At 56.4% G+C, this 14,800-nt stretch carries 14 protein-coding genes; 11 read left to right on the top strand and 3 right to left on the bottom strand.

The genetic code is table 11. The features are described 5' to 3' along the window. Positions 1 to 14: 14 nt before the first annotated feature. Both KDX30_RS14560 and desA read right to left on the bottom strand, forming a co-directional pair. The gene (locus tag KDX30_RS14560; RefSeq protein ID WP_027901284.1) at positions 15 to 1,001 is read right to left on the bottom strand and encodes a GGDEF domain-containing protein; all 987 of its coding nucleotides are present in this window, start codon (positions 999 to 1,001) and stop codon (positions 15 to 17) included. Between the two features lie 138 nt (positions 1,002 to 1,139). After that, the gene (gene desA / locus KDX30_RS14555) at positions 1,140 to 2,324 is read right to left on the bottom strand and encodes a delta-9 fatty acid desaturase DesA (protein WP_231676544.1); all 1,185 of its coding nucleotides are present in this window, start codon (positions 2,322 to 2,324) and stop codon (positions 1,140 to 1,142) included. Positions 2,325 to 2,478: 154 nt separating this feature from the next. Between desA and dibA the strand changes: the two genes are divergently transcribed. From dibA to KDX30_RS14525, 6 genes are all read left to right on the top strand, one after another. Continuing rightward, a complete protein-coding gene (gene dibA / locus KDX30_RS14550) occupies positions 2,479 to 4,395 on the top strand; it encodes a phosphodiesterase DibA (RefSeq protein WP_231676540.1) in 1,917 nt (638 codons plus the stop codon). A gap of 341 nt (positions 4,396 to 4,736) precedes the next feature. Next, a complete protein-coding gene (gene oscA, locus KDX30_RS14545; RefSeq protein WP_003170956.1) occupies positions 4,737 to 4,919 on the top strand; it encodes a sulfur starvation response protein OscA in 183 nt (60 codons plus the stop codon). A 144-nt stretch (positions 4,920 to 5,063) separates the two neighbouring features. Then, positions 5,064 to 6,071, top strand: a complete 1,008-nt coding sequence (locus KDX30_RS14540) for a sulfate ABC transporter substrate-binding protein (protein ID WP_027898477.1) — start codon at positions 5,064 to 5,066, stop codon at positions 6,069 to 6,071. Positions 6,072 to 6,244: 173 nt separating this feature from the next. Beyond that, positions 6,245 to 7,066: a sulfate ABC transporter permease subunit CysT gene (gene cysT, locus KDX30_RS14535; protein ID WP_027898478.1), complete on the top strand. Its 822-nt coding sequence runs from the start codon at positions 6,245 to 6,247 to the stop codon at positions 7,064 to 7,066. Positions 7,067 to 7,079: 13 nt separating this feature from the next. Continuing rightward, complete coding sequence (gene cysW, locus KDX30_RS14530) at positions 7,080 to 7,952, top strand: sulfate ABC transporter permease subunit CysW (RefSeq protein WP_027898479.1); 873 nt, start codon at positions 7,080 to 7,082, stop codon at positions 7,950 to 7,952. A 3-nt stretch (positions 7,953 to 7,955) separates the two neighbouring features. Continuing rightward, complete coding sequence (locus KDX30_RS14525) at positions 7,956 to 8,942, top strand: sulfate/molybdate ABC transporter ATP-binding protein (RefSeq protein ID WP_231676537.1); 987 nt, start codon at positions 7,956 to 7,958, stop codon at positions 8,940 to 8,942. 166 nt (positions 8,943 to 9,108) lie between these two features. Here the strand turns inward: KDX30_RS14525 and KDX30_RS14520 are convergent, their stop codons facing one another. Then, positions 9,109 to 9,633, bottom strand: a complete 525-nt coding sequence (locus KDX30_RS14520) for an Mpo1 family 2-hydroxy fatty acid dioxygenase (protein ID WP_231676534.1) — start codon at positions 9,631 to 9,633, stop codon at positions 9,109 to 9,111. Between the two features lie 83 nt (positions 9,634 to 9,716). On the opposite strand from KDX30_RS14520, the gene KDX30_RS14515 reads away from it, so the two are divergent. The 5 genes from KDX30_RS14515 (at position 9,717) to KDX30_RS14495 (ending at position 14,545) form a co-directional block, all read left to right on the top strand. After that, positions 9,717 to 10,427 carry a Crp/Fnr family transcriptional regulator gene (locus KDX30_RS14515; protein WP_231676531.1) on the top strand — a complete coding sequence of 237 codons (711 nt, stop codon included), beginning with the start codon at positions 9,717 to 9,719 and terminating at the stop codon, positions 10,425 to 10,427. A 24-nt stretch (positions 10,428 to 10,451) separates the two neighbouring features. After that, the gene (locus KDX30_RS14510) at positions 10,452 to 11,132 is read left to right on the top strand and encodes a response regulator (RefSeq protein WP_231676528.1); all 681 of its coding nucleotides are present in this window, start codon (positions 10,452 to 10,454) and stop codon (positions 11,130 to 11,132) included. A gap of 469 nt (positions 11,133 to 11,601) precedes the next feature. Further along, positions 11,602 to 12,183, top strand: a complete 582-nt coding sequence (locus KDX30_RS14505) for an alpha/beta hydrolase (RefSeq protein ID WP_027901115.1) — start codon at positions 11,602 to 11,604, stop codon at positions 12,181 to 12,183. A gap of 93 nt (positions 12,184 to 12,276) precedes the next feature. Continuing rightward, a complete protein-coding gene (locus KDX30_RS14500; protein ID WP_231676526.1) occupies positions 12,277 to 13,227 on the top strand; it encodes a sigma 54-interacting transcriptional regulator in 951 nt (316 codons plus the stop codon). 376 nt (positions 13,228 to 13,603) lie between these two features. Further along, positions 13,604 to 14,545: a hypothetical protein gene (locus KDX30_RS14495; protein ID WP_231676524.1), complete on the top strand. Its 942-nt coding sequence runs from the start codon at positions 13,604 to 13,606 to the stop codon at positions 14,543 to 14,545. Positions 14,546 to 14,800 lie beyond the last annotated feature (255 nt).

Below are 14,800 nucleotides of genomic sequence, written 5' to 3'. Positions count from 1 at the left end.
CTTGCGCGAATTACCTACACCAACACAATCTGATTCTTGCCCTGACGCTTGGCCTGGTACATCGCCGCGTCGGCACGGGCGTAGAGGATTTCCAGGCTTTGGTCGTCCTCTCCCATGTTGGTCAGGCCCTGGCTGGCGGTGATGCCGAAGCTTTTGTCGCCGCGCTGGAAACTCAGGCGCTGGATTTCCCGTTGCAGGCGTTCGGCGATTTGCTTGGCCATGTCCGGCGCACAGCCCGGGAAAACTGCAGCAAACTCTTCGCCGCCAATACGTCCGAACAGGTCGCCGCGTCGTAGCGTGGTCCTGCCGCATTCAGCGATCTTCTGCAGCACCAGATCGCCTTCCTGGTGACCGTAGGTGTCGTTGACCAGCTTGAAGTCATCGATGTCCAGCAACAGAAACGCCAACGGCGTGCCGTGCAGGCGAGCCAGTTCAAATTCGCGCTGGGCGCACTCGAAGAAATGCCGGCGGTTGCTGCTTTGCGTCAGTACGTCGGTGGTCGCCAGGCGCTGAAGTTCGCTTTCCAGCTCTTTCTTTTCGGTGATGTCTTCTGCGATGCCCACCACGACGAGACGCTGCTCGGCGTCGGTCTGGTGGCTCACGAAGCATTTGTCGCTGATCCAGCGGACTTCGCCGTCGGCACGGATGATCCGGTATTCGCGATCTTCCACAGCGCCTTTTTCGATAACTTCGTTGAGGCTGCGCTCAGCGTAGTTGAGGTCATCGGGGTAGATGCTGTCGCGCCATTCGCCATAGTCGGCCAGCAACAAACCCGCAGAGCGACCGAAGATGCGTTCGTAAGCCGGGCTGACGTAGATCATCCGCTGGGTAGCCCAGTCGAATGCCCAGAGCACGGCGTTGACGCTGACCAGCAGCGAGCTGAACAGCTGCTCACGCTCACTCAGGCGTGCGACCTCTGCCTGGGCGTGCATCAGCGCCAGTAGCGTCTCCGCAGCGGCGGGAGTATCAATATTGGGTGTCAGTAGAGTTTTGTTGTCCATGGCACTGCATCTCAGAATAAGGTGCGGCGCACAGCCACAACATTTCCCGCACGGGGTCGCGGGCAGATGTTCTGAGTGGATTTAGGAGGTGAAGTTCAAATCACGCGCGCCCCAATTGAGGCGCGCTGATCAGTGGCTTCAAGCGTGCGCAGGGCGCAGCGAGTAGGTTTTGAGCTGGTCGGCGAAGTCACGCAGAGACTGGATACCGCTGGCCTCGGCTTCGTGGATCCAGTCTTTCATGGCAGCCAGCATGTCGTGGCCGTTGCTGCTGGTCTTGACCCAGATTTGTTGCAGGGCCAGGCGCTTTTCGTAGATCACTTTCAACGCGTGGCTGTGTTCCAGCATGGTCTGGATGCGCAAGTGGTGCTTGTCATCCAGCAGGCTGGTTTCACGGGACAGCAACCGCTTGGCGCGATGGAATTGATGCCGTACCGAAGCATCGGCTTTGGCCAGTTCCTGGGCGACCAACGGGCCAATCACCAGTTTGCGGTACTGAGCCATGATCTGGAACCGGTTGTTGAGGATCGCCATGGCGGTGTCCATGTCGATACTGCCTTTGCCCTCGACGCGGTGCGCGATGGGTGCGACCCGCTGGACCTTGGCCAGACGCAAGGCGCTGAACACTTTGATCCACGCCCAGCCGATGTCGAATTCCCACTTCTTGACCGACAGCTTGGCCGAATTCGGGTAGGTGTGGTGGTTGTTATGCAGCTCTTCGCCGCCAATGATGATGCCCCACGGCACCAGATTGGTTGCCGCATCACGGCATTCGAAGTTGCGATAACCCACGGCATGCCCCAAGCCATTCACGACACCTGCGGCCCAGAACGGAATCCACATCATCTGGATCGCCCAGACGGTAATGCCCAGCGCGCCGAACAGCAGCAGGTCGATGACCGCCATGATCGCCACGCCCAGCAACGGGTAAGGCGTATAGATTTTGCGTTCGATCCAGTCTTCCGGGCAGTTTTTGCCGTAAATTCGCAAAGTGTCCGGGTTTTCCGCCTCGGCCCGATACAGTTCCGCACCCTTGCGCAGTACAGTAGAAAGCCCTTTGACGACCGGGCTGTGCGGGTCATCGACGGTTTCGCATTTAGCGTGGTGTTTGCGGTGGATGGCCGTCCACTCGCGGGTGTTCTGCGCTGTGGTCAGCCACAGCCAGAAGCGGAAGAAGTGTTTCAGACCTGCATTCAGCTCCAGGGAGCGGTGGGCGGAGTAGCGGTGGAGATAAATTGTGACGGCGACGATCGTCACATGGGTCATCACCAGCGTGACTGCTACTAACTGCCAGACGGAAAGGTCAAGCAAACCGTTGTACCACATAGGCTATAGGGCCCTCGAAAAGACGCTTTGAAAAAAAACCAACAGTGCGCATTATCACTGAGCCGCCAGATAAAACCAGTCGGCCTTGGAGATAAGAGTCGCCAGATGTTTCCTAATCTTTAATCCCGCACCTCATAAGGTTACTAGCTTTCTTATGACTGACTCCTCGCGTGACGCACTGCGAACATCCCTGTTTTACGGGGTTTTATCCATTCTCTGGTTCGTCGTGAGCGATCACTGGCTACCCGCTTTGATCGAAAATCCGGCTCGATTGAAGTTTGCCCAACAGATGAGTGGTTACGTCTGGGTGGCGGTCAGCGCCATTTTTATCTTCGTGGCTCGTAGCCAGTTACTGCGTTTCATGGGCATCGAACTCACGCTGCGCCGACAACGCGAGGACCATGAGCGACTGCGCCTGGCGGCCGCTGTTTTCGACAGCACACTGGAAGGCGTGGTGGTCACCGATGGCGATGGGAAAATCGTCCACGTCAATCGTGCCTTTATGGAGATTACTGGCTACCCGTTAGACGAAGTGCTGGGCGCCAACCCGAGCAAATTCAAATCCGGCCGTCATGGCCCGGAGTTTTATCGGCAGATGTATCGCTCGATCTTCAGCGCCGGGCAGTGGAGCGGCGAAATCTGGAACCGGCGTAAAAGCGGTGAGGTTTATCCGCAATGGCAAAGTATTCGTAGCGTGAAAAGCGACAGCGGCGAGATAAAAAACTTCGTTGCGGTCTTTTCCGACATCACTGCCATCAAGCGTTCCGAGCAGGACTTGTTACAGCTCGCTCATTACGATCCCCTGACGAATTTGCCCAACCGTCTGCTGTTCATTGACCGCACGACCCAGGCGCTGAGCTATGCCCGTTCCAGCAAGCGCGGCTGTGCGCTGTTGTTGATCGACCTGGATCATTTCAAGAACATCAATGACAGCCTCGGGCATAACGTCGGTGATGACGTGCTTAAAGCGGTCGCCGAGCGGCTCAGGTCTTTGTTCGATAACGACATGACGCTTGCAAGGCTGGGCGGCGACGAGTTTGCACTGCTGATCGAGAATTGCCAGCAAGTGGTACAGGTGGCCGGGTATGCCCAGCGGATTCTGGAAGGCTTCAAAACCCCGTTCGTACTGGAAAACCGACAGCTGTTCATCAGCGCAAGCGTCGGTATCAGTTTGTTCCCTGAGGACGCAGCCAGTCCCGCACAACTGCTGCGCAACGCAGACTCGGCGCTGTTCAAAGCCAAAGGTGATGGTCGCGAGACCTATGCTCTCTATACCGAAGAGCTGACCGCCCACGCCCAGCAGCGGGTGCATCTGGCCAGCGAGTTGCGTGGTGCCATTGAGCGAAATGAGCTGCGGGTGTTCTATCAGCCGATTCACAACCTGCACAACAGCCGCATCCTGGGCGTCGAAGCACTGGTGCGATGGGAGCATCCGGAGCGGGGGCTGGTGTCACCCGGGGAGTTCATCCCCATCGCCGAGCAGAGTGGCTTGATTGCCGAGCTGGATGCGTGGGTGTTGAACACGTCCTGCCAGCAGATGTGCGCCTGGCTGGCAGCGGGCGTGGATATTTCCTTTGTGGCCGTCAACATCTCCAGCCGGCTGTTTGCCAGCGGTCATCTGGTTGAGCGGGTGGCAAAGGTGTTGAGTGACACCGGGCTGAACCCCGCGCATCTGGAGCTGGAAGTGACCGAAAGCGCGGTCATGGATGACCCGGATCAAGCCATCGAGCAGATGCACCGGCTGCGCGAATTGGGGCTGAGTCTGGCCATCGACGATTTCGGCACGGGTTATTCATCCCTGCTGCGCCTCAAGCGCATGCCGGTGCAGAAGCTGAAAATCGATCAGGGCTTCGTTGCCGGGCTGCCCGGCGATGAAGACGACATTGCTATCGTGCGAGTGATCATTTCCCTCGCGCAAAGCATGGGCATGCGGGTGCTGGCTGAAGGCATCGAGACGGTGGATCAGGCGTCGTTCCTGCTGGCCAACAATTGCCCGATGGGCCAGGGCTACTGGTTCGCACGGCCAATGCCGGCTGAGCAGATTGACTGGGCGCATGCGCCGGGGTTTTAGCCAATCGAAGTGGCAGTTCCGTGCAGCTGCCTGCTAACCACAGAAATGAAAACACCCTGTAGGAGCTCACGAGCACTGCGAGGTAGCGATTGCGGTCAGCCTGACACACCGCCATCGCGGCCTCGCGGTGCTCGTGCGCTCCTACAACTCCTCCGTTGACTCGATACAGCGCGTTGCGATGTGCTTCGGGGCAGCGCCTGTGGCGTAAATTCACTTTGGTTATATGTAGATTCTTAAATAGTATTTTTAAGAATATCCGCACGTCTCTAAGATTGCCTCTATGCCATTAGCAGATTCACGCGGTCGCGGCTGCAGGCCAATCAATTTCAAGGAGTTCGATCATGAGTGCATCTCTGCGTAGCGTTGACGGTCAGGACGAAGCAGCGATTCTGCGCGAGATTCAGAGTGCGCTTCGCGATCTGCGTTTCGGGGCCGTTGAAATCACCGTGCACAACGCGCAGGTCGTGCAGATCGAACGCAAGGAAAAGTTTCGTTTGCAGAATCCGGGTAACAAACCGAGCTGATTCACCTCGATCCTTGTAGGAGCTGCCGAAGGCTGCGAATGGCCTTCAGATCTGTTCGCAGCCTTCGGCAGCTCCTACAGAAAAGCTTCAAACCAAAAATTAGAAAAAGCCAACAACACCACCAGATTTCCAGGAGCTTGACCCATGTCCATTCGCCGTTATGCGCTGGCCGCACTTGCCAGTGCCGTATTTGCCGGTTCTGCAGTTGCAAAGGATTACGAGCTGTTGAACGTCTCGTATGACCCCACTCGTGAGCTGTATCAGGAATACAACGCTGAGTTCGTCAACTTCTGGAAAAAGTCCCATCCGGACGACAAGGTTGATATCAAGCAATCCCACGGTGGTTCAGGCAAGCAAGCGCGTTCAGTCATTGATGGTCTGCGCGCTGACGTCGTGACGCTGGCACTGGCTGGCGACATCGATGAAGTCGCCAAGCTCGGCAAAAGCCTGCCGGAGAACTGGCAGACCCGCCTTCCGGACGCGAGCACGCCTTACACGTCCACCATCGTTTTCCTGGTGCGTAAAGGCAACCCGAAAGGCATCAAGGACTGGGGCGATCTGACCAAGCAAGGCGTTTCTGTCATCACGCCTAACCCGAAGACCTCCGGCGGCGCTCGCTGGAACTTCCTGGCGGCCTACGGCTATGGCCTGAAAACCGGTGGCAGTGAAGCCAAAGCCAACGAATACGTGAAAGAGCTGTTCAAGCACGTGCCGATTCTTGACACCGGCGCTCGCGGTTCGACCATTACCTTCGTTAACAACGGTCAAGGCGACGTGCTGTTGGCTTGGGAAAACGAAGCGTTCCTGGCGCTGAAAGAAGACGGCGGCGCGGACAAGTTCGACATCGTCGTACCTTCGCTGTCGATTCTGGCTGAGCCACCTGTGGCTGTTGTCGACAAGAACGCCGAGAAGAAAGGCAACACCGAAATCGCGACGGCTTACCTGAAGCACCTGTATAGCAAGGAAGGTCAGGAAATCGCAGCGAAGAACTTCTACCGTCCACGTGACGCGGAAGTCGCAGCCAAGTACGAGAAACAGTTCCCGAAACTGGATCTGCTGACTATCGACAAAGACTTCGGCGGGTGGAAAACTGCGCAGCCGAAATTCTTTAATGACGGCGGCATTTTCGATCAGATTTACACGCCTCAGTAACACAGGCTCTGTAGGAGCGCGCTTGCCCGCGATGAGGCCATCCAATCAGACACATTTTTGGTGGTCGTCAGATTTTTCGCGGGCAAGCGCGCTCCTGCAGCAGCTATTCGCTGACTGCTGAACTATAGGACCCGCACTCGTTTGCGGGTTCCGTGTGTTAACCAAGGACTTCTATGTCACGTCGCATTTCTCCCGTCATACCCGGCTTCGGGCTGACGCTGGGTTACACCGTGGTGTACCTCAGTCTGATTGTGCTAATTCCGCTGGCGGCCATGTTCATCCACGCCGCGCAGCTGACCTGGGATCAATTCTGGGCAATCATCACCGCACCACGCGTGCTGGCAGCTCTGAAACTGAGCTTCAGCGCAGCGTTCTATGCCGCAGTCATCAATGGCGTGATCGGTGTTCTGCTGGCCTGGGTGTTGGTGCGTTACACCTTCCCGGGCCGCAAGATCATTGATGCAATGATCGACCTGCCATTCGCCTTGCCCACCGCTGTTGCCGGTATCGCCTTGACCGCGCTTTACGCACCCAACGGTCTGGTCGGGCAATTCGCTGCTGATCTCGGCTTCAAGATCGCCTACACGCCGCTGGGTATAACCCTTGCGCTGACCTTCGTTACGTTGCCCTTTGTGGTGCGTACGGTGCAGCCGGTGCTGGCCGATATTCCCCGTGAAGTCGAAGAGGCTGCCGCCTGTCTTGGCGCGCGTCCGCTGCAAGTGTTCCGTCATATTCTCGTTCCGGCCTTGTTGCCTGCCTGGCTGACCGGTTTCGCGTTGGCGTTTGCCCGGGGCGTGGGCGAGTACGGTTCGGTGATTTTCATTGCGGGCAACATGCCGATGAAAACCGAGATCCTGCCGCTGCTGATCATGGTCAAGCTCGACCAGTACGATTACACCGGCGCGACAGCGATCGGCGTGATGATGCTGGTGGTTTCCTTCGTTCTGTTGCTGCTGATCAACTTGCTGCAGCGGCGTATCGAAACCCCATCCTGAGGAGGCGCAGAACATGTCCCATTCATCTGTTTCAGCCGCCGCCTCCGCCAACGCTGCCCGCCGTGGCAGCGCGGTGTCGCGCCGGATTCTGATCATCCTGTGCTGGTTGGTGTTTCTACTGTTCCTGGGCTTGCCGCTGTTTATCGTGGTGTCCCAAGGTTTGAAAAACGGCCTCGGCGCGTTTTTCACGGCGATCCTTGAACCCGACGCGCTGTCAGCCCTCAAGCTGACCGTGATCGCGGTGGTCATATCGGTCCCGCTCAATCTGGTTTTCGGCGTCAGCGCTGCCTGGTGTGTGAGCAAGTACTCGTTCCGGGGCAAAAGCATCCTGGTGACGTTGATCGACCTGCCGTTCTCGGTCTCGCCGGTCATCGCCGGTCTGGTCTACGTATTGATGTTCGGTGCTCAAGGTTTCTTCGGCCCATGGCTGCAGGATCATGACATCCAGATCGTGTTCGCCTTGCCGGGCATTATTCTGGCGACCATCTTCGTCACCGTGCCGTTCGTGGCCCGTGAGCTGATCCCGCTGATGCAGGAGCAGGGCACTCAGGAAGAAGAAGCGGCCCGTCTGCTCGGCGCCAATGGCTGGCAAATGTTCTGGTACGTGACGGTGCCGAATATCAAATGGGGCCTGATCTACGGTGTGGTGCTGTGTACCGCCCGGGCCATGGGTGAGTTCGGGGCGGTGTCTGTGGTCTCCGGGCACATTCGCGGCGTCACCAATACCCTGCCGCTTCACGTCGAAATTCTCTACAACGAGTACAACCACGTTGCAGCCTTTGCCGTGGCGAGCCTGTTGCTGATCCTTGCGCTGTTTATCCTGCTGCTCAAGCAGTGGAGCGAAGCGCGCATTAACCGTCTGCGCCAAAGTGCGGCGGAGGAATAATTCATGTCAATCGAAGTCCGTAATGTCAGCAAGAACTTCAATGCCTTCAAAGCCCTGAGCAGCATCAATCTGGATATCCAGAGTGGCGAGCTGGTGGCGTTGCTAGGCCCGTCCGGTTGCGGCAAGACCACCTTGCTGCGGATTATTGCCGGTCTGGAAACACCCGATGACGGCAGTATCGTGTTCCACGGTGAAGACGTGTCCGGCCATGATGTACGTGATCGCAACGTCGGTTTTGTGTTCCAGCACTACGCGCTGTTCCGTCACATGACCGTGTTCGACAACGTTGCATTTGGTCTGCGCATGAAACCCAAGAATCAGCGCCCGAATGAAAGCCAGATCGCGGTCAAGGTTCATGAACTGCTGAATATGGTCCAGCTGGACTGGCTGGCTGATCGCTATCCGGAGCAGTTGTCCGGTGGACAGCGTCAGCGTATCGCCCTGGCCCGCGCACTGGCGGTAGAGCCTAAAGTGCTGCTGCTGGATGAGCCGTTTGGTGCGCTGGATGCCAAGGTGCGTAAAGAGCTGCGTCGCTGGTTGGCGCGTCTGCACGAAGACATCAACCTGACCTCGGTTTTCGTAACACACGACCAGGAAGAAGCCATGGAAGTGGCTGATCGCATTGTGGTTATGAACAAAGGGGTAATCGAGCAGATTGGTTCGCCGGGCGAGGTTTACGAAAACCCGGCCAGCGATTTCGTTTACCACTTCCTGGGCGACTCCAACCGCCTGCATGTAGGCGAAGAGCAGGTGCTGTTCCGTCCGCATGAAGTGTCGCTGTCACGTTCGGAGCTTGAAGACCACCATGCGGCTGAAGTGCGCGACATCCGTCCACTGGGCGCGACCACCCGGATCACCCTGAAGGTCGAAGGCCAGAGCGAACTGATCGAAGCCGAAGTGGTGAAAGACCACGACAGCCTGACCGGCCTGGCGCGGGGCGAAACGCTGTTCTTCAAGCCGAAGGTCTGGCAGAAGGTTGCGCATATTTAAAGCCTGCCGAAACATTTATGTGGGAGCGAGGCTTGCCCGCGATAAGGTCGGTACGGTATTTGAGACCGAGTTGATCTTATCGCGGGCAAGCCTCGCTCCCACACAGTCTGCACAGGTTCTATGCAATTCCACCGAATGGCGCGATGCCGTCGGATTGGATTTGCCTTCACACCACCGGCTTCAAATCCCGCTTGCGCACGGGCCCTGATCTTTCTTCAATCGCATGCTGCAACGGCTTGCGCAGCCCCATCAGAAAAGCCAGTTCCGCCACTACAAACAACGGCCCGATAATCAGCCCGCTGATGTCATCGATAAATGCCGGTTTGCGGCCTTCGTAATAATGGCCGACGAACTGAATGATCCAGCCCACCACAAACAAAGCCACTCCGGCGCTGAGCCAGACCATGGTCGCCTGTTGCGCGAGGACGGCGCCTGCCCACAGGCAAAGGCCCAGCAGCACGCCCATCAACACGCCGAACTGCCGGTCAAGGCGTAAATAGAAGATCACCGAGGCTGCCGCGACCACGGCTGCCGGGGAGAGCCAAAAACCGCCCATTATCCAGCCCGGGCGAGACAGCAGCACCGTGACGGCGACGACGATCAGTGGAATTCCTACAAAGTGTGTCGCGATATTCCGCGAGTCGCGGTGGTAGGCCGCGTATTGACTGAGGTGGTCGGTGAGGGTTTTCATTATTATTCCTCTTTGAGCGATAAACGATTCTGCTACGGTTTCGTTTTTAACGCGATGTGATCAGCAGTAACAGGGAGCAATACATGACAAATGGAGCTGGATGGCGCTCGCGATTAATGAACGACCCATGGTTCAGTCATCTGCCTGCCGCCTTGCAGGATAGCTTGTTGGACGCTGCTCGCCAGACGCGCAAGACACCGGGTAAATTCCTGTTCGAAAAAGGGGACGAGCCTTGTGGGCTGTATGCGCTGGTAGAAGGTTCTGTTCGCTTCGGCGGTGCTGCCGATCAACGTCTGGTGCCGCGTCTTGAGCGCATCCGCATGCCTTACTGGTTCGGTGAAGTCTCGTTGTTCGACGGCATGCCTCGTCGATTTGATGTCTACTCCATGGAACAGAGCATCTTTCTTCACGTTTCACAGCCAGTGGTCAACGAACTGCTGGAGAAAAACCCTGCTCACTGGCGCCCTCTCGCTGACCTGCTCAGTCAGAAAATGGGCATCAACCTGCTGCGCCCGGAGCGCATAAAATTGCTGCCCGCCAAGGCTCGCGTGGCTTGGCGTTTGTTGATGCTGGCTGAAGGTTATGGTCACCTCAGTCATGCGCGACGTTTGATGAGCTTTGCCGAAATTGATGCGCAGCGCACCGCGGACCTCTCGCCACAAGAGCTGCTTGAAGTATTGCAGGACCTGCATCAACGCAAGATTCTGCGTCTGGTGGACGAGCAGGTGGAAATCTTCGATGTGGTCAAATTACGTAAAGCGGCCAACGCCCTGCGCGCCAAATCGTTATGCTGAAGGCCTGAACAATCGAGGTGATGCATGCGGCTGCTGTTAGTGGAATACGATGCCAGCACGGCGAACGAGCTGGCCGAAGGCTTTGCCGAGTCGGGTTTTACCCTGGACGTGGCGCTCAACGGCCTGGACGGTCGCCATTTCGTTGAAGAGCAACACTACGACCTGATCATTCTCGACGTCATGCTGCCCGGCCTCAATGGCTGGCAACTGTTGCAACTGATCCGTCAGCGCGGCGAAACGCCGGTGTTGTTCCTGACCGCTCCGGATGCCATCGAAGACCGTCTGCGCGGTCTGGAGCTTGGCGTTGATGACTACCTGCTCAAGCCCTTCAGTTACGAAGACTTGCTGGCCCGCGTGCACAAGTTGCTGCGTCGTGGCCCGACAGGCGACGCGGCGAGCATCAGCATTGCTGATCTGGAAATAGACATGACCTTGCAGCGTGTCAGCCGCGGCGGCCAGCGGATTTCCATGGGGGAGAGGGAGTTTGCCTTGTTGCAGCTACTTGCGAGCCGCCAGGGCGAAGTCCTTACCCGCAAGCAAATCGCGGCAGAGATTTATGATGACGATCCTCGTCCGGTTACCGTCGCCCTCCAGCGCCTGCGCTCCAAAATCGACGAACGCTACCTGCCCAAGCTGATTCACGCGGTGGGCGATGACGGCTATCAACTGGCGTTGCTGGACGATGAGGCCTTTGATTTGCGGTGAGGCACTCCTGATTATCTGACTGGAACGCGGTCCTGTGGCAGATCCTGTGTTTGCACTGCGAGCTGATCCAGGTGGGAGCGAATTCATTCGCGAAGAGACCGGTACATCCTCAGCTTATGTATCTCTAGAAATACTGCCTTCCCGAATGAATTCGGTCCCACGGATTCATTATCAATTTGAGATAAAGGCCAGCCTGTGGGAGCGCGTCTTTCACGCAAGCATTCATGGGATCGGACTGTTAACGTCGTCTATCTGTAACAAATCTTGAGTACCTTCAACCGTGCCCACTGATGGCGGGCACGCATATAGCAGTTTTTATCGGGGTTGTTCCTTAGGCAGGGGACAATCCCTTTTTTTTGCTTTGCATATTCTTTTTGGTTATTGGTTGATAGCTTCTTATTCCTTAACGAATATATGTCGCCTCCTTATACTGCGCTCAATGAATGCACCCCTGCAGGAGGCTGACCCCATGCATAACGAGTCGATCCGCTATTTGATCGTGCCAGGCTGGCAAGGGTCAGGCGATGAGCATTGGCAAACCCATTGGCAGAACAGCCTGCCAAACAGCACGCGCGTTGAACAAGCCGATTGGCTCAAGCCGCGTCGCGAAGACTGGGTGGGCGAGTTGCAACGCAGTATCGCAGCCGACAGTACGCCCGTGATTCTGATTGCTCACAGCCTAGGGTGCATCACCGTTGCGCATTGGGCGCGACTGGCTCCGCTGGAGTCGCTGCGTCAGGTGCAGGGCGCTTTGCTGGTCGCGCCTGCTGACGTCGAGCGGCCTGCCTGCTCGCCTGCGTTGCGTAACTTCGCGCCAATCCCGAAGGACCTGCTGCCATTCCCGACTCAGATCGTTACATCGGATAACGACGCGGCGGTCAGCACTCAGCGCGCCCTTGAGATGGCGCGCGATTGGGGCGCCGAAACCGGCATTCTCAGCCAGGCCGGGCATATCAATACCAAGTCAGGACATCGCCGCTGGGAACAAGGCTTCGCTTACCTGTACCGCCTGCAGAGCCGAATGGAACAACACGCACGGCGTCGCGCATGAGCTTACGCAGCGCGAGACGTATCGCGCTTGCCTCACCGATCCACTTTGTTTTTTAACGCTTGAGCCGTCGCAAGGCTCGGGCGGGAGTCTGCCATGAGCCTTAACGAAACCTTCGGTCAGCCGTTGTTGACCTTCCCCGATGCCGAAAAAAGCCCGCTTAGCATTCGCGCCAAGGCGTTGGTGTTCATTGATCCGCGTTCGCGCCAACTACGTGAAGAAATGGAGCAACTGGCACCTCGCGCTTTGCCAGTGCTGATTCGTGGCGAGTCCGGCACCGGTAAAGAACTGCTGGCGCGGCACATACATCGCGGCAGCGACCGCACGGGTTTGTTCGTCTCGGTCAACTGCGGCGCGATCAGCCCGACCTATGCCGACGCCGAACTGTTTGGCTATGCCGCCGGTGCCCACAGTGGTTCGGCCAGCAGCCGCGCAGGGTGGTTTGGTTCAGCCAATGGCGGCACGCTCTATCTGGATGAGATAGGTGACCTGCCGTTACCAATCCAGATCAAGCTGCTGGCCGCTCTGGAAAATCACGAAGTCACCCGCGTCGGTGCGCAACAACCCAGCCCGGTAGACGTGCGGCTGGTCGCCGCCACCAGCATCGATCTGGCTCAGGCCGTTGCTGCTGGCAAATTCCACGAGCGGCTTTTTCACTACCTCAGCGAAGGCCACCTGGAACTGCCGCCTTTGCGCGAGCAGCCGGGCAACATTCTGCCACTGGCCGAGTATTTCCTCGGCATCTATAGCCAGCGCCTGAATCTGGCCGTGCCGCTGATCAGCGACGCAGCGCAGCAAGTACTGGAAGCCCATCACTGGTCAGGTAACACCCGTGAGCTGGAGAACGTCATCCACTTTGCGCTGCTGGTCAGCAGTGGCGACGAAATCTTGCCGGAGCACCTGAACCTGCCTGCCAGCGTCGACCCGCTTGTGCAAGTGGAGCAGCTTGTAGGAAAGCTTCTCCTTGACGCAAAGGTTGAGCAACTCTTTGCACTGCGACGGGTGCTCGAAACGGTTGATTCCCGGTTGAACGAACTCACTCGCTAACCCACAACCCCCGTTTTTTCAGCGCTGCACCCTTGGCAAGGGTGCGGCGTTTTTTTTGTGGGCGAAAAATCGATTATGAGTTGTCTGTCACTAGTAATGGATGGGTCCTACATTGTGTGGCGCTTTATTCCCGGTCCAGGGTTGTTATATAGCCATTGAAGTTGCAGTAATTGCCGCTTTGGAGGTGCTGTTTATTACTTTCTATTTCGTACGCTAGACACTAAAAATTATTTAAATCAGTCTGGTGTTGAAGAGCTGTCTAGTTGCTCTTTTCTCGTGCCGGACTCCAGTTGATGTTGTTAGCTTTAACGCTGGAGTCGTTGGTGTTGATTATAAATTCAAGAAGTTCCCTTTATAGGGTCTACAAGGAGTTCTCATGACTGAAAGATGGGTTTCATTGGAAACATTTAAGGTCGTCAGCGCAGCTGGTGGAGGGCGTTTGTTTTGGAACGGTCTCCAGGCTGTAAAGTTACGAGTCGCTATCAAAGCCCTTGACGTAAATCTGGAACCGGTTGCTTTGACTCAGACAGAGTTAGACTCCATCAAGTTAGTCAATCATCATGGCGGGGCGGCGATACATTATCAAATTCCATTACCAGGCCTGCCCAGGCCGGTTAGCTCGCAACACGGCTGGGATTGGTCTCATGTCAATCCCTACGGTTACGACTATGTTCCTACCTCCTCGCAACAGCTGGCGAATGAAGAGGCCTCGGTAAAGGATAGATATACATATTATGTAGATCTGTTCGTTCGTACTGTTCGCCAAGAACCGTTAACCGTGAGCCTTACCGTTAATCGCGACGATGGTGAGCAGTTTGATTCGCGGGGGCTTATCGAGGGCGATATGACTATCACGCCGCTTCGTCCAACGACTTACACCGTGGATAAGTACAGGTTCGAGGTTGTTCATACGATGGAGTTGGGGCAGTGGGGGAAGCTGGATTATATCCCTCTCGTGCTTAATGATAATGGTGTGAACATCGAATTTAGAAGCATCAGTGTCTCACCCGTTGGCGTTGGATATCATGCAGGTAGCAGCACCGTAACCCGCGTGGGCATGGTCTCGGGCTACATGGGGCCTGGGATCAACTCGATTATATATCCCTCTCCGCGTCCGCCGGGTGCACCGGCATCTGTTACCGGTATAACACCCGTCAGAGGCCAGCCTGCATTGATTACATTTAGGGATCGCTGGCTTTCTCCTGGAAAAGTAAAGAATGCGACGATCACCGCCATCGATATGTATGGTAACTCTCATGTTCTTCGGTTTCGTATTGTAAACCCAGAGCGTGTGGATGGTCGTTTAGAACTGTATTGAGTTTTAGGCGCGCCCCGTGAACTGGGCGCGCCGCATGTTTTGTTAATCGATAGGCAATAATTATAAGGTAGGCCTCACGTGTATTCTAATGCGTATAATTTTCTAAGCTTTATCAGTGCTGGAGTTGACCCCAGAACAGGCACGTACAGTTGCAATTTGTCGTTGTCTAACTTACTGGCTAATTCATTAAGCGGTCCCTCACTTCCGGTGTCCATTTCTTTCAATGGGCTCAGCAACGCTAACCTGGGCTTTGGT

The sequence above is a fragment of the Pseudomonas quasicaspiana genome (assembly GCF_021147825.1).
Taxonomy (GTDB): Bacteria; Pseudomonadota; Gammaproteobacteria; order Pseudomonadales; family Pseudomonadaceae; genus Aquipseudomonas; species Aquipseudomonas quasicaspiana.
Note: the sequence above shows the minus strand (reverse complement) of the source record. Positions and strands in the feature narration are given on the sequence as shown.

Bases quoted from the DNA above. Each gene is read 5' to 3' on its own strand.
- KDX30_RS14560 (WP_027901284.1), bottom strand. From the start codon at position 1,001: ATGGACAACAAAACTCTACTGACACCCAATATTGATACTCCCGCCGCT.
- desA (WP_231676544.1), bottom strand. From the start codon at position 2,324: ATGTGGTACAACGGTTTGCTTGACCTTTCCGTCTGGCAGTTAGTAGCA.
- dibA (WP_231676540.1), top strand. From the start codon at position 2,479: ATGACTGACTCCTCGCGTGACGCACTGCGAACATCCCTGTTTTACGGG.
- oscA (WP_003170956.1), top strand. From the start codon at position 4,737: ATGAGTGCATCTCTGCGTAGCGTTGACGGTCAGGACGAAGCAGCGATT.
- KDX30_RS14540 (WP_027898477.1), top strand. From the start codon at position 5,064: ATGTCCATTCGCCGTTATGCGCTGGCCGCACTTGCCAGTGCCGTATTT.
- cysT (WP_027898478.1), top strand. From the start codon at position 6,245: ATGTCACGTCGCATTTCTCCCGTCATACCCGGCTTCGGGCTGACGCTG.
- cysW (WP_027898479.1), top strand. From the start codon at position 7,080: ATGTCCCATTCATCTGTTTCAGCCGCCGCCTCCGCCAACGCTGCCCGC.
- KDX30_RS14525 (WP_231676537.1), top strand. From the start codon at position 7,956: ATGTCAATCGAAGTCCGTAATGTCAGCAAGAACTTCAATGCCTTCAAA.
- KDX30_RS14520 (WP_231676534.1), bottom strand. From the start codon at position 9,633: ATGAAAACCCTCACCGACCACCTCAGTCAATACGCGGCCTACCACCGC.
- KDX30_RS14515 (WP_231676531.1), top strand. From the start codon at position 9,717: ATGACAAATGGAGCTGGATGGCGCTCGCGATTAATGAACGACCCATGG.
- KDX30_RS14510 (WP_231676528.1), top strand. From the start codon at position 10,452: ATGCGGCTGCTGTTAGTGGAATACGATGCCAGCACGGCGAACGAGCTG.
- KDX30_RS14505 (WP_027901115.1), top strand. From the start codon at position 11,602: ATGCATAACGAGTCGATCCGCTATTTGATCGTGCCAGGCTGGCAAGGG.
- KDX30_RS14500 (WP_231676526.1), top strand. From the start codon at position 12,277: ATGAGCCTTAACGAAACCTTCGGTCAGCCGTTGTTGACCTTCCCCGAT.
- KDX30_RS14495 (WP_231676524.1), top strand. From the start codon at position 13,604: ATGACTGAAAGATGGGTTTCATTGGAAACATTTAAGGTCGTCAGCGCA.